Source organism: Singulisphaera chitinilytica (genome assembly GCF_049331405.1).
In the GTDB taxonomy this organism is placed as follows: Bacteria; Planctomycetota; Planctomycetia; order Isosphaerales; family Isosphaeraceae; genus PoT.
On record NZ_CP186274.1, the window covers coordinates 5,356,082 to 5,369,351 of the forward strand.

Consider the following 13,270-nt stretch of genomic DNA (forward strand, 5'->3'; position numbering starts at 1 on the left):
CAGCTTTCGAGTTGGCGGGCGATCTTCGTATGATGTGTCGTCAGCCGGACGGGTTGGCGGCATTGGTTTGGCACACTTCGGCGAGGTCGCGATGATTTGTGTGGCCGTGACTTACGTGATCAAGGAGGGGATGGTCGACGAGGCCCTTCCGCTGTTCCAGCAGCTGACGGCCGCGACCCGGGCCGAGGCCGGGTGCCGGATGTATCAGGTGCATCGGTCGATCGCCGAGCCCAGGCGGTTCTTCCTCTACGAGCAGTACGACGACCAGGCGGCGCTCGACGCCCACCGCGCCTCACCGCACTTCGCACAGTATGCGGCGGGCGGCCTCTTCCCCCTGCTCGAATCCCGGAGCCCCGAACTCTACGAGCCGCTCGTTGACTGACATGGATGAGGAGCCGGCGGCGCCCGACGAGCCGAAGCCCAGTGCCTGGCGAGCGTGGCCCAGCAGGCTCGCCCTGGCGCTGGCCATCGTCGTCTGGTCGCTCTGGCTCCTGGGGCAGATCACCCGCGACCGCACCTGGTTCCTGGGGCTCTGCTTCGACGCGCCCTCGCCGATCGTGGGGGCTGCGTGCGTCGGGCTCGGCCTGCGCTTCTGGTGGCGAGGGCTGAGGCGATCGGCGATGACCCTCGGGTTGCTGGCTCTGGCTCCAATTGCGATGATCCTCGCGGTGGAGAACCGGTGGATCCAGCCGACCCCGCCGAGCTTCGCCGGCCCGACGGCCCGGCTCATCCACTGGAACGTCGGGTTCAACGCGGGGGACGAGGAGGCGATTCAGCGCGTGCTGACCGGCGCCGACGCCGACCTCATCGTCATCACGGAACCCACGCGATTCCAGGTCAAGCAGCTCGCGGGGGAGATGGGACCGGGGCACTCGAGCCTCTTCCTCGGCCCGACGCACGTCATCGCCAAAGGGGTGCTCCGCGACCGCCATTGCCTTGCGAATGACGGGGGCCTCCGCGTCGACTCGATCCGCTGGCGAGGAGACCGGGGCTCCCTGACGCTGTTCATCGTCGACATCAAGTCCGACCTCGGCATCGCCCGCGACCCTCTCCTGAGGCGAGTGCGAGCCTTGATGGAAGCGTATCAGCCCGACATCGTCGTCGGCGACTTCAACTCGCCCCGGCGCTCGAGGGCACTCACACCGCCACCAAGCGGCTACGCCCACGCCTACGAGGCCGCGGGATCGGGCTGGTCGTACACCTGGCCGATGCCGATCCCGACGCTCGCGATCGACCAGTGCCTCGTCGGCCCGAGGGCCGTGCCGCTGCGGTATCGGATCGTGACCTCGAGCTACAGCGACCATCGCCGGCAGGAGCTCGACTTCGGCATCAAGCCGCAGGAATCGACGCCCAAGGACGCCGGGTGGCGGTTCATTTCGCCGGCGCCTCGGCAGGCTCCCGGATCGTGACGAGCCCGTCGATGGCGGGCGCCTTGATCACGGTGGTCGCCCCTCGCGGCCAGCGAATCTCGAGGGCCTCGGCCGTCGTCGCGTCGCCCAGGCCGAAGTGGAGGTCGAGGCTGCTCTGCGACTGATACGTCGAGCCGCTCCGAAGCTCGCGCAACTGGGTCGTCTTCCCCGAGGTCAGCCTCGCCTGCGCGGAAATCGCGGGGCTGCCGTGGCGGTTGAGCAGGCGGACTTTGAGCCAGTGCCCGACGCGCGGCGTGTCGTTGCGCAGGAGGATCGGGGGGGCGTCCATGGCCGTCATGAGCAGGTCGAGGTCGCCATCGTCGTCGTAGTCGCCCACGGCGAGGCCGCGGGCGGAGGCGGCCGACCGGAAGCCGGGGCCGGCGTCCTTCGAAACTTCCGTCAGCTTGCCGTCGTCGTTCCTCAACAGCGTGGGGGGCTGGCGATACGACTCCTTCAGCGTCGGGGCCTCGTCGACCTGCGGGTAGATGTGGCCATTGGCGATGACGAGGTCGAGGTCGGCGTCCTGGTCGAAGTCGAAGAAGGAGCAGCCCCAGCTCAGGCTCGTATACGTGTATTCCTTGAGCCTCATCGCGACGCTGATGTCCTCGAAGTTCAGGCCGCCGAGGTTGCGGTAGAGTGTCGAGTAGTCGTGCGAGAAGTGAGTGACGAAGATCTCCTGGAGCCCGTCGCCGTCGAGGTCCCCTGCGTCCACCCCCATGCTCGCCTGGGCGACCCCTTCGCCGCTGAGGCCCGCCCCGCTCCAGGTGCCGATGTCGGTGAACTTGCCGTGGCCGTCGTTGCGGTAGAGGAAGTTCGGGTTCGAGTCGTTGGCCACGTAGACGTCGATGTCGCCGTCGTGATCCAGGTCCGAGGCGAGGACGCCGAGGCCGTAGGACTCGGCGAGGTCCGTCATGCCGGCCTCGTCGGTGCCGTTGCGGAAGGTGCCGTCGCCGTTGTTGACGAAGAACTGATCCTTGCCGCCGCGGAGCCCGAACGGGCCGGCCATGACCTTGATGGTCTCCTGCCAGACGGTCGTCCGGCTCGCGGCGAGGACCTGGTCGATCCCCTCCTCGATGTAGTTCGCCACGTAGAGGTCGAGGTCGCCGTCGCCGTCCGCGTCGAAGAAGGCCGCCCCCGAGCTCCAGCCGGCGAAGGCCACGCCGGCGGCCTCGGCGACCTGCCGGAACTTGCCGTTCCCGAGGTTGCGGTAGAGGCGATTGGGGCCGAAGTGAGTGACGTAGATATCGACATGTCCGTCGTTGTCGTAGTCGGCACAGCAGACCCCGCAGCCCCAGCCGTTATCGACGATCCCGGCGCCCTCGGTGACGTCCTCGAACCGGCCGTCGCCGAGGTTCCGGTAGAGGGCGTGCTTCCCCTTCTCGCGGACCTTCGACGGCTCCTCGTCGAGCGACCAGGCGTTCACGACGAAGATGTCGAGCTTGCCGTCCTCGTCGAAGTCGATCATCGCCGCACCGGTGCCGACCGACTCGAGGATGTGGTCCTTCTTCGTCCCCCCGCCCAGGAGGACGCGCGTCAGCCCCGCCTCCCTGGCGACGTCGACGAACTTCGGATTCGGATCGATCGGCTTCGCCCGGACCGTGGACGTGCGCCCGGACTCGGAGGAATCATTGGGACCCGATCCACTCTCGCCGCAGGCCGAGAGGCCCGTCAGCAGGCCGAACGCGAGGACTCTCCAGTGACGCCTCATGAATACGTCCTCTCGGCATCCGGCAGACCCGGCAGCATGGAATTGGGATCCCGACGCGCCGGGCTTGAAACATCGAACCAGAAAGCCGCGGGCGACTCAACCGGGGACGTCTGAATTGGCCGGGCCCGGGATTCTCACAAGGCATTTCGCAGCCAAATTCCTCGAGGAATCGCCCGGATCCGGGTCATGACATTTCGAGCGCGTCGCGAAAGCGAAACGAAACGAGGAGGGCCCGCGGGGCCCTCCTCGTTTCATGGATCCTCGGTTTCAGGCGGCCGCCCTGGAGCGACACGGTCTCAAGCTCACTCCTCGGCGATGACCTTTGCGAACAGGGCGTCCAGTTCCTTCTGGACCTCGAGCACGTCGTTGGCGCTCGTCGCGTTGCCGAAGCCGGCGACCTTGCGGGAGAGGGCGACCAGCTCCTTCTTCTCCTTGCTGTCGACGAACATGAAGTCTTCCTTGGTCACGACGTCGGTGTTGTGCGTGTGGCCGGCCTTGGCGAGCCGCTGGCGGATGGCCTGGATTCGCTTGTCACCTTCGTTGGCGATGTTGGCGATCTCGGTGGCGGCGGCCTCGAGGTGGGCATGCTTGGCGTCGCCCGCGGCGGCCGCGGCGTGCAGGTGCCCCTTGGCGGCGGCGTGGTAGCCCAGGATGATGCTCTTCACCAGCTCGTCTTCGGTGCGCTCGATCTCGATGATCGCGGTCGCGAGGTGCTCGTAGGTGGCCGCGGCGACTTCCGCCATCTTCTGCTCGGCCTTCGTCTCCGACTTCGTCTGGGCGACCGCCTGGATGGCGAGCACGGAGGCTCCGGTGATGAGCACGGATGCGAGGGTTTTCATGGTCTCGGGTCCTTCGGTGAAGATCAGAGGGAGCGTCACCATCACGCCCGGATCGCGGGGGGAGTCCCCCGGATCGACGCGGATCTCCCAGGCGAACGACACCCGGGACGCGCGAAGGCGACAGTTCAAAATCACGCCATTGAGACTCGCGTCGACCTGGCCGAGGCCCTGCTCAACGGCCCAACCCGGGACCAATGTATCCGCCGGCGTCATCGAGGGCGACTCCCCTGCTCCTTCGGTGGCGAATCCGCCACGCCGCCATTCTCGGCCGCGGGGATATCCGGCTTCTTCGCCTCGCCGGCCTTCGCCTCGGCGTTCGCTTCGTCCTTCCTAATCGCGAAGATCAGGGCCTGCTCCATCTCGTCGGGCTTGAAGCCGAAGGGCCCTCGACCGCTCTTGTACGCCACCTTGCCCTGGCCGTCGATGACGTAGAGCCGGCTGGGCATCCCGCTGTAGCGAGCACCCACCTCGTCGTCAATCGTATCCACGAGCATCGGCATCCCCAGCCCGAGCGCCTTGCTGCACGTCTGGGCGACGGAGACGCGCTCGTCGTAGCTGGTCGGCTGCCGCAGGGCGACGCCCACGCGGTCGTTGCTCTCCATGTGCCAGCCGTCGGTCGGATGGGCCTCGCGGACGTAGACCATGAGGAACGTCGCGCGATCCTTGTACCGCTTGAAGACCTTCTCGACGTTCCCGGCCTGGCTGCGGAAGGGGCCGCAGGTGAAGTTTCCGAAGACGAGCACGACCGGCTTCGGGCCGACCTCCTTCGAAAGGGTCTTCTCAGAGCTGCCGTCGACCGTCTTCAGGGTGAAGTCGGGGGCCGACTCATTGAGCGCCGGCCCCGGCTGGAGCGAGCCGATCTCCTGGCGGAAGAGGCCCTTCACGAGGGTCGAGGGGGTCGGGCCCGACGACACCGAGGGACCGCCCGCCGAGCCGCCCGACGGACGCCTCGGCGGGAAGACGAACGCCTGCTGGAAGTCGGAGAGGGACAGGTAGCCGGTCTCGTCGCCCCCCATCGCCCGGAAGAGGCCATCGAACTCGGCCCGGGTCACCTTGCCGTTGCCGTCGCGGTCGGTCTTGTAGAAGGTCATCATGCCGAGCGAGGGGGTCAGGGCATGCGCGGAGAAGTCGAAGTCGGCGGGGGTCAGGGAGGCGTCGCGATCGCGATCCAGCCGAGCGAAATCCTTGTCGGAGCCGCCGAACTCCTGCCGGCTGATCGAGTTGTCGCCGTCGCGATCGAGCTCGGCCGCGACCGACTTCCAGTTGTACCGGGTCTGGGCGACCGCCTTGCGGAACCAGCCGTCGCCGGGGCCGAGCTGGCTGCCGGAGAGGATGTCGACGAGCATTGCGACCCACTCGGGCTGATCCGGCCAGACCGCCTCGAGACGATCGAGGGGGCGTGGTTCCCGCTTCGGGCCCGACTGCGGCCCCTGCTGCCCGTAGCTCGCCGAGGTGCCGAACGTGACCGAGAACAAGGCGGACAGGATCAGGCCGACGCGAAGCGCGCAAAGGCCCTGGCACATTCCCCGCGGACGATGCGGCATGGCAAACGACCTCCCGAAAACCATGACGATGGCGATAAACCCGGCTGTTGAAGAAATGAGCAAGCTCGCCGTCCGCTCGGGAGAGCCGACGTCGAGCCCCCGGTCAAGGTTCCGGCAAGGGGCCTCGGGACCGCGAACCGCCAGGGATATCCCCCGGGTCTGGACGCTCCCGACGCCCCCCTTGCCCGATCGACCAACCCATCGAATGTCCGGATGCGCAAGCGTTCGCTCAGCGTCCCGACATGAAGATCACCGTCATGGCGACGAGTGATAGCATGACGAAGTTGGCGATCGTCCAGGCCTGTTCGGACGCCTTATCGATAGCCCTGATGGTCGGGAAAGTTCGGGTCTGCATGAGATTCATCCTCCCCATGACCGGGCCCTCCAAACGCGAGGGCCCGACCTATCGAACCGGAGAAAGCCCCGTGCGGGTCTCTCTGAGGAAATATCCCGTCAACACGCGATGACTAATGAGAAACATCAACCGTCGGGTCGTTCGAGTCTGGATACCTCGAGTCGAAGGGGAAGTCCGCATTCGCGCGATCTAAAACCCTTGCGAGGTCAACCATCCGTGCAGGGAGTCTCGGCCCAAAGTTCAGCTCCCGAAGGAGAAGCGACCGAAACCTGGCACTCATACGTCGAACAGTAAACCAGGCCAGGACGGCCCGTCAGATGATGCTCCACGACTGGAGTATCAGGCGGCGAAGAGGGACACCCACGGAGGGTGGTCGATGAGGTTGGCGCGGGTCTTGGGTTGAGGGAAATCATCGCCGCGGAGGAGTGCGGCCGATTTGAGGTCGCGCCAGGGCGAGGTCGCTGGCGAGGAACAACACCAGCGCTCGGCCATGGGGACGGAAGAGGCGACGGGAGGCATGGCGGGCTTGCTCGGCTTCCCGGAGCAAGTTGGCCCATTGCAAGGCATGTGAGGCGAGGGCAACGACTCTTCCTCGGCCAACCAGCCCTGAACACTGGACGAGAGGGCGGCCGAGAGGAGTTGCTGTTGAGGCTCCGCGAGCCATCGTTCCCGTTCGGCGGCCGAGACGGCATGGTTGCCGCAACCGGCCATCGCCTGCGAGGGCGCAATCGGCCCGCTCGAGAGGAGCGTAAGAAACGCCCCCACCATCATCAGCGCAGTTCGTTTCGAAGGGATAATCCTCATCGAAGTTCGCTTTACGATGGATCGAGGCACATAGAGAAAGGAGAAGTAAAATCAAGATACACATCAATACGACGCCTGGCTAGAGAGAGAAGGACAAAAAATGTGCCCCGGATCTCTACCCGGCCAAAAAAATCCCGAGGATCGATCCGAGTCCTATTTTTGCATGCAAGCGTGCATCACAAAGAGGGTGACGAGGGATCATTCGCGGCAAGATCGCCCCGTGCGATCACTTCGGCAACAGTACGACCCACCAATCCCCTACAATGCGACCTGACGAAGCCCTTGGACACCACATGAAGCAAATAGTCCTCATTCCATTTCGATCCTCGATCTTGCAAATTTTGAACATCTATTTTTCATTTATTTTATCATGATCTATCTCCACCCTTACACACGGGAGCGACCCCAATTCCCTCAAACGAACGCTTCGCGAGGTCGCGATAATCATTTCATATTTGTTTTACCAATTCTCATTTGCAAGAGACGCTCATTTTGATGAATTCCTGGTAGCCGGTGTTGCCTTCGACACCGTGGCCTTACTCCCCTGCCCCCGCCTTCGGGCGCAATACGACTCGAATGACACTGTGAGGATGATCCGTTCTCCTACACTCAAGATGGAAATCGAACCCACCAATTGCATCCACGCATCCAATCCAAGCGAATCGTGGGTCGCGTAGAACTTCACAAATGGATGTACGCACCCATTGACATTATGAAGATCGCCTACTAAGTTTCTAAGGGGCTGAGGCCTCGCAGAAACGGATCAGACTGTTTTGGGTCTCAGCGCGGAGGTTTCCGGACGAAAAGCCCGGTTTCGAGGCTTTCGACTCGGAGTCACTTGCAGAGCTGTCAGTCGCCAGTTGAGTCTGAAATCGCCATCGCATCGACCCTCCTTCCGCGCTCTCCGCGGAATCGATGCCGACCGTAATTCGTGCGCCCTTCGCGGATGAACGCCCGGACCGGGCGAGGCGTCCGCGTGCGCCCACCGCCTCTCGCCCCGCAACCATGTTTCCAGCGACATGGCAGGTTCGCCCTACGTCGCCGGGTCGATGACGAGCTGAGCCCGGGCTCGGCTGCGCCGTCGGGCCGACGCGCCCGGTGTTCGCCAGCCTGCGCATGCCCCACGCCCGCCATCGGTCGAAGACGATGGCACGGGCATTACCGTTTCTTCTCGATTTCGAATGCGAAGGAGTCTGCGGATGATGGTCAGACGTCGCGGTTTTACCCTGATCGAGCTGCTGGTGGTGATCGCGATCATCGCCGTGTTGATCGCCCTCTTGCTCCCCGCGGTGCAGGCGGCTCGCGAGGCCGCGAGGCGGGCCCAGTGCGTGAACAACCTGAAGCAGGTCGGGCTGGCGATCCACAACTACATCTCCACCAATGACACGGTCCCGCCCGCCGGTACCCTCGACGTGAACAGCCTCTCGTCCGCCAACGGCGGCTCGATCGCGAACAATACGAACTTCCAGAACGCGTCGATCCTGCTCCGTCTCCTGCCCAACATCGAGCAGACGGCGGTCTACAACGCCTACAACTTCGGGCAGGGGGACGCCTACACAACCCTCGCCGCCGCCAACACGACGGTGATCTCCACCAAGATCAACGCCTTCATCTGCCCCTCGGATGCCAATCAGGGCAACTCGGGCACGATCTTCAACTTCACCACGGGCACGGTCGGCGTGACCAACTACGCCGTGAACGGCGGGGCCAACCGTTTGAATAACGGCGGCATGACCAACGGCACCGGCTGGTGGATGGGGCCGACGACGCTCTACGGCCGCCGCGTCACCATGGCCTCGGCCACCGACGGGACGAGCAACACCGCCGCCTTCAGCGAGTGGGTCAAGGGGCAGTCGGGCTCGAATGGCCTGGGCAAGAACATGGTGTATCCGATGACCGCCCCTCCGGTGAACAACGGCTTCCTGAACGACTACAACCTGTGCAATAACGTGACGAAGACGGTGCTCTGGGATTACCGGGGCGAGTACTGGACCGAGCAGGACACCGGCCGCGGCGGCCCGTACTACCACATCATGCCGCCGAACAAGAACTCGTGCGTCGCCTCCGGCTCGGGCACCGGCGTCACCGCCCTTCCCCCCGGCACCGTCGACTCCTTCATCGGCCCGAGCTCGAACCATTCGGGCGGCGTGAACGTCCTGCTGCTCGACGGCTCGGTCAAGTTCGTGAAGGACAGCGTCGCCGTCAACATCTGGGTTGCGCTCGGCACCGTCAACGGCGGCGAAGTGATCAGCTCCGACGCCCTGTAATCGCCGCGAAGCAATCCGAATCCGCAGGTATTGCCTTCCCCCAGTCGGCCAACGACCCGATGCCCTTCGCCCAGGACGAAGGGGCATCGGGTTTTCCTGCACTCCCGCCTTCTCCGATGTCGAGGCCCAGGCCCCGCCTCAACGCGCCGTGTAGCCGCCGTCGACGGGGAGGATCGCCCCCGTGATGAAGCTAGCCTCGTCGGAGGCCAGGAATGAGACGGCCGACGCGATCTCCTCGGGCCGGCCGATGCGACCGATCGGGTGCCCCGCGACGAGCATCGCCAGGAAGGCCTCGGGATCTCCCGACATCTCCATCCCTTTCTGCAAGACGGGCGTATCCACCGTCCCCGGGCAGACGCAGTTGACCCGGACCCCTTGCGTGGCAAGTTCGATCGCGAGTTGCCGGGTCATCTGCACGACCGCCCCCTTCCCCGGCGCATACGGGGCCTGATGCGTGATGCCGGCCAGCCCGGAGATCGAGCCGTTGATCACCACCGAGCCCCCCTTCGGATCCTGGGCGAGCATCTGACGGACGGACTCGCGTGCCGAGATGAAGACACCCTTCGCGTTCACGCCCATGACGAGGTCGTAGTCCTCGTCCGTCGTCTCGACGAGCGTCCGACTGAAGCCGATGCCCGCGTTGGCAAAGAGGATGTCGAGCCGGCCGAAGCGAGTCACCGCTGTCTCGACCGCGCGACGGACGTCCTCTGTCTTCGTCACATCCATGACGACCGCGGCGACGGGCCAGCCTTCCTTCTCGAACCGGGCGGCCTCCTTCTCCAGGAGCTCGGCCTGATTATCGGCGAGGACGACCGAGGCCCCGTCCTTCAAGAAACGCTCGGTGGTCGCCAGGCCGATCCCCGACGCCGCCCCCGTGATCAATGCGACTTTCCCTTCCAGACGCCCCGGCATGCGTGCCTCTCCCCTGTTCGTTCGGCGTGTCCCTCCCGGCCGGTCGCCGGTCGGGAAGGTTGACCTCGGGTCGGATCACCAGTGCATGACGTAGCCGCCATCGACGTTGATCGTCTGCCCGGTGATGTTCTTCGCCCTTGGGGAAGCAAGATACACGGCCATCGCGGCGATGTCTTCGGGCTCCTGCCAGCGGTCGAGCGGGACGAGCTTGCGGATCTTGTCCGCCGCCCAGTCGTCATACCCCTGGATCTCGCCTTCTATCTGCCGCGAGGCCCACGTCTCATACACCGCGCGGTTGAGCGCCGTCTTCACCATTCCCGGGCAGAGCGAATTGACCCGCACGCCGAACGGGGCCAGGTCCTTCGCCGCGCACTGGGCGAAGTTGATCAGCCCGGCCTTGGACGCGCTATAGGGCGGATCCGTCTGCGAGCCGATCTGCCCCGCGACCGACGCCAGGAACAATAACGTGCCGTTCCCGGCCTCGGCCATGCCCGGGGCGAACGCGTGCGCCACATTCGCCGCGCCCACCAGGTTCACCCGCAGGACCCTGTCCCAGTCTCCCGGCTCGAGTTTCCAGAACGGGAACCCAAGCTTCCCCGACCCCACCGCCGCCGCGAAGACGACGTGGTCGCAACGCCCAAACCGCTCGATCACGTCCTTCGCCACCGAGCGCATCGCGTCGTAATCGGTCACGTCGGCCGAGACGCCCCGACCCGCGTTACCCAAGGCCTCGCCGATGGTGGGAGCCTCCGGGTCGCGGTCCACGACGACGACGCGTGCCCCCTCGGCCGCGAAGGCCGACGCGATCGCATGCCCGAGCCCTCTCGCACCACCCACCACGACGGCCACGTCATCCCCGAGTTGCAGGTCCATCAGTTCAAGTCTCTCCCGAACAAATGCGGCATCCCGACCCGAGTCACCGACAGGCTACCAGGATTATCCCCACGAGGCGCGAGCCCTCCGCATACTTCATTTCATCGCGCGGCCCGGCGGATCGCATCACACGTGGATCCAATTAGCGATAAGCAGCCTGAGGCAGGCAGCCGCTCCTCTACTCCAAGCGTCATCACAACAAGGTCTTTGCCCAGCAACGTAAACTATTCGAGACCGATCGCACCGAACCACGTAAACACAGCGTAGGCCAACTTAAGAGCCGCAAACCTAAGCGTCCCGAGAGCCTAGTGAGGGATCCAACGCAAACGGGGCGATGCTGGCGGTCGTGCCAGGGCGGTGGTACAAACCCGGAATCCATTCTTTGCGCGTGGTTCATTCACTCAGAACGCACAACCAGTCCTCGACGATCCAATGACGTCGAGGACATTCCGAGAGCAACTTCCCATGAAGTCGATCTCACGTCGCGATCTGCTGGGGAGTTCACTGGCCGCGGCAACGCTGGCCACCGGCACCTCTGCAGCCGAGGAACCCGCCGCGCCGAGGCCGAATCCCAGGTCCAAGGTGATCGTCACCGGCGGACACCCGGGCGATCCCGAGTACGGCTGCGGCGGCACCATCGCCCGGTATGCGGCGCTCGGCCACGACGTGGCCTTGCTCTATTTGAATCGGGGCGAGGCCCCCAACACGCCCGGCGATGATGGGGCCTCCCGCGTCGCCGAGGCCGAAAAAGCCTGCGGGGTCTTGAAGGCTCGCCCCCTCTTCGCCGGCCAGCGCGACGGCGACGCCGTGGTTGATAAGGCCCATTACGAGGCCTTCCGCAAGATCCTCGAGGCCGAGCGCCCCGACGTCGTCTTCACCCACTGGCCGATCGACAGCCACGCCGACCATCGCGCCATCTCGATGCTCGTCTACGACGCCTGGCTCCGCCTGAAGAAGCCGTTCGCCCTCTACTACTACGAGGTCTCCAACGGCGAGGACACCTTGCAGTTCACCCCCACCCACTACGTCGACATCAGCGAGACCGAGGCCCTCAAACGCTCGGCTTGTTACGCCCACGCAAGCCAGACCCCCGACCGCTACTATGCGCTCCAGGAGCTCGTGACCCGGATGCGCGGGATCGAGAGCGGCCATCGCCACGCCGAGGGCTACATCCGCCACGTCCAAAGCCCCGACTTCGCCCTGCCACTCAACCCGGCTCGCGCCTGAAAAGTCCGAAGCGACGATGGCCCCGGAGTTATCTCCGGGGCCATCGCTTTTCCTTGTCCCTGCGTGCCGAGGCTCAGCCGACGACAGGGCGCCAGCGCTGAACCTGGAACCAGCCTTTGGGGTCGGACCACGTCGCCTCCTCGACGAAGCCGGCAACGCTCGCGAGGCCCTGGAGACGTTCCTGCGTGTACTTGTGCGAGTTCTCCGTGTGGATCGTCTCCCCCTCGCGGAAGGACACCTTCAGGCCAGCCTCGCGGATCTGGACGACCTGATCCTTGAGGCTCACGAGTTGCATCTCGACGCGTCCCATCTCCGGCCGATAGACGGCCCGGTGGCGGAATTGGTCCAGAGCGAAATTGGCCTTCAACTCGCGGTTGATCCGGGCGAGGAGGTTGAGGTTGAACGCCGCGGTCACCCCCGCGGCGTCGTCGTAGGCCGCTTCCAGGACCGCCGCGTCCTTGGCGAGGTCGGTCCCCAAAAGCAGGCGGTCGTCCGGGGCCATGGCGAAGGCGAGCTGGCGGAGAAGTTCGGTAGCCTGAGCCTCGTCGTAGTTCCCCAGGCTCGAGCCGAGGAAGACCCAAAGCTTGGGCCCGGCAACACTCTCGGCGATCTCGCCCAGCACGTCCTGATAGCTCGAGACGTATCCGGACACGCGCAGGTTAGAGAAGTGACGGACGAGGGAGTGGGCCGACTCCACGAGGGCGGAATGCGAGACGTCGATCGGCAGGTAATGCAAGCGGCCGTAACGTCGCAGGGCGGCCGCAATCAGTCGACGCGTCTTCGAGGCGCTCCCGCTGCCGAGCTCGACCATGGCGGGGGCCATTTCTCGGTCCCAACCAGCCACCATGGCGTCGGCGTGCTCGTGGAGGATCGCGTCCTCGGCGCGGGTCAGGTAGTACTCGGGCAGGGCGCAGATTTCCTCGAAGAGTTGCGACCCCTTCTCGTCGTAGAAGTACGTCCAGGGCAGAGACTTATGGGCGGACTCGAGCCCCTGGCGGACGGCCTGGATGAAGGGGGCATTCCCGGAGTCGGCGGGGCCCAGACGGTCTACGATCGTCAGGCCCTGGGGTCGGGACTCTTTCGCGGCGTCGATGATCAAGGGGCACCTCAGGCACGGAGTTCACCCGACCAGGATCGGTGGGCGTGACCCCACCCCTGACGCAATCGGTATGCCGACGCGGTCGGGCGATTAAGCGAGACCCAGCTCAAGCATTATTCCAGGGAGGCAAGCCCGAAGCGACATTCGACCCCCGCGGCCCTCGAAAGGGGACCATCGCCGGGGAAATACCTCTGCCCATTCAATATCCAAGCACCCGCGAATTCCATCGGCTC

Annotated in this window: 12 protein-coding genes; 4 read left to right on the forward strand and 8 right to left on the reverse strand. The window is 65.1% G+C overall.

Features of this window, described 5'->3' with window-relative positions; all coding sequences use genetic code 11:
* Positions 1 to 91: 91 nt before the first annotated feature.
* Together ACOYYX_RS21340 and ACOYYX_RS21345 are read left to right on the forward strand one after the other, a co-directional pair.
* Positions 92 to 382, forward strand: a complete 291-nt coding sequence (locus tag ACOYYX_RS21340) for a putative quinol monooxygenase (protein WP_422923494.1) — start codon at positions 92 to 94, stop codon at positions 380 to 382.
* A 1-nt stretch (position 383) separates the two neighbouring features.
* Entirely contained in the window at positions 384 to 1,409 is a 1,026-nt protein-coding gene (locus ACOYYX_RS21345) for an endonuclease/exonuclease/phosphatase family protein (RefSeq protein ID WP_422931650.1), read from the forward strand.
* Here the strand turns inward: ACOYYX_RS21345 and ACOYYX_RS21350 are convergent.
* From ACOYYX_RS21350 to ACOYYX_RS21370, 5 genes are all read right to left on the reverse strand, one after another.
* Complete coding sequence (locus ACOYYX_RS21350) at positions 1,372 to 3,117, reverse strand: CRTAC1 family protein (protein ID WP_422923495.1); 1,746 nt, start codon at positions 3,115 to 3,117, stop codon at positions 1,372 to 1,374. The genes ACOYYX_RS21345 and ACOYYX_RS21350 overlap by 38 nt on opposite strands.
* 302 nt (positions 3,118 to 3,419) lie before the next feature.
* Positions 3,420 to 4,169 carry a hypothetical protein gene (locus tag ACOYYX_RS21355; protein ID WP_422923497.1) on the reverse strand — a complete coding sequence of 250 codons (750 nt, stop codon included), beginning with the start codon at positions 4,167 to 4,169 and terminating at the stop codon, positions 3,420 to 3,422.
* A complete protein-coding gene (locus tag ACOYYX_RS21360; RefSeq protein ID WP_422923499.1) occupies positions 4,166 to 5,500 on the reverse strand; it encodes a deiodinase family protein in 1,335 nt (444 codons plus the stop codon). Before ACOYYX_RS21360 ends, ACOYYX_RS21355 begins: the two co-directional genes overlap by 4 nt.
* A 229-nt stretch (positions 5,501 to 5,729) precedes the next feature.
* Positions 5,730 to 5,855, reverse strand: coding sequence for a hypothetical protein (locus ACOYYX_RS21365; protein ID WP_422923501.1), 126 nt, complete (start codon positions 5,853 to 5,855; stop codon positions 5,730 to 5,732).
* A gap of 339 nt (positions 5,856 to 6,194) precedes the next feature.
* Entirely contained in the window at positions 6,195 to 6,626 is a 432-nt protein-coding gene (locus tag ACOYYX_RS21370) for a hypothetical protein (RefSeq protein WP_422923502.1), read from the reverse strand.
* Positions 6,627 to 7,858: 1,232 nt separating this feature from the next.
* Between ACOYYX_RS21370 and ACOYYX_RS21375 the strand changes: the two genes are divergently transcribed.
* Complete coding sequence (locus ACOYYX_RS21375) at positions 7,859 to 8,926, forward strand: DUF1559 domain-containing protein (RefSeq protein ID WP_422923504.1); 1,068 nt, start codon at positions 7,859 to 7,861, stop codon at positions 8,924 to 8,926.
* 138 nt (positions 8,927 to 9,064) lie between these two features.
* On the opposite strand, the gene ACOYYX_RS21380 is transcribed toward ACOYYX_RS21375, so the two are convergent.
* Both ACOYYX_RS21380 and ACOYYX_RS21385 read right to left on the reverse strand, forming a co-directional pair.
* Positions 9,065 to 9,838: an SDR family NAD(P)-dependent oxidoreductase gene (locus ACOYYX_RS21380; protein ID WP_422923506.1), complete on the reverse strand. Its 774-nt coding sequence runs from the start codon at positions 9,836 to 9,838 to the stop codon at positions 9,065 to 9,067.
* A 75-nt stretch (positions 9,839 to 9,913) separates the two neighbouring features.
* Entirely contained in the window at positions 9,914 to 10,711 is a 798-nt protein-coding gene (locus ACOYYX_RS21385) for an SDR family NAD(P)-dependent oxidoreductase (protein ID WP_422923508.1), read from the reverse strand.
* 465 nt (positions 10,712 to 11,176) lie between these two features.
* On the opposite strand from ACOYYX_RS21385, the gene ACOYYX_RS21390 reads away from it, so the two are divergent.
* Positions 11,177 to 11,938 carry a PIG-L deacetylase family protein gene (locus ACOYYX_RS21390; RefSeq protein ID WP_422923510.1) on the forward strand — a complete coding sequence of 254 codons (762 nt, stop codon included), beginning with the start codon at positions 11,177 to 11,179 and terminating at the stop codon, positions 11,936 to 11,938.
* Between the two features lie 73 nt (positions 11,939 to 12,011).
* On the opposite strand, the gene egtD is transcribed toward ACOYYX_RS21390, so the two are convergent.
* Complete coding sequence (gene egtD / locus ACOYYX_RS21395) at positions 12,012 to 13,037, reverse strand: L-histidine N(alpha)-methyltransferase (RefSeq protein WP_422923512.1); 1,026 nt, start codon at positions 13,035 to 13,037, stop codon at positions 12,012 to 12,014.
* Between the last annotated feature and the right edge of the window lie 233 nt (positions 13,038 to 13,270).

Bases quoted from the DNA above. Each gene is read 5' to 3' on its own strand.
- ACOYYX_RS21340 (WP_422923494.1), top strand. From the start codon at position 92: ATGATTTGTGTGGCCGTGACTTACGTGATCAAGGAGGGGATGGTCGAC.
- ACOYYX_RS21345 (WP_422931650.1), top strand. From the start codon at position 384: ATGGATGAGGAGCCGGCGGCGCCCGACGAGCCGAAGCCCAGTGCCTGG.
- ACOYYX_RS21350 (WP_422923495.1), bottom strand. From the start codon at position 3,117: ATGAGGCGTCACTGGAGAGTCCTCGCGTTCGGCCTGCTGACGGGCCTC.
- ACOYYX_RS21355 (WP_422923497.1), bottom strand. From the start codon at position 4,169: ATGACGCCGGCGGATACATTGGTCCCGGGTTGGGCCGTTGAGCAGGGC.
- ACOYYX_RS21360 (WP_422923499.1), bottom strand. From the start codon at position 5,500: ATGCCGCATCGTCCGCGGGGAATGTGCCAGGGCCTTTGCGCGCTTCGC.
- ACOYYX_RS21365 (WP_422923501.1), bottom strand. From the start codon at position 5,855: ATGCAGACCCGAACTTTCCCGACCATCAGGGCTATCGATAAGGCGTCC.
- ACOYYX_RS21370 (WP_422923502.1), bottom strand. From the start codon at position 6,626: ATGATGGTGGGGGCGTTTCTTACGCTCCTCTCGAGCGGGCCGATTGCG.
- ACOYYX_RS21375 (WP_422923504.1), top strand. From the start codon at position 7,859: ATGATGGTCAGACGTCGCGGTTTTACCCTGATCGAGCTGCTGGTGGTG.
- ACOYYX_RS21380 (WP_422923506.1), bottom strand. From the start codon at position 9,838: ATGCCGGGGCGTCTGGAAGGGAAAGTCGCATTGATCACGGGGGCGGCG.
- ACOYYX_RS21385 (WP_422923508.1), bottom strand. From the start codon at position 10,711: ATGGACCTGCAACTCGGGGATGACGTGGCCGTCGTGGTGGGTGGTGCG.
- ACOYYX_RS21390 (WP_422923510.1), top strand. From the start codon at position 11,177: ATGAAGTCGATCTCACGTCGCGATCTGCTGGGGAGTTCACTGGCCGCG.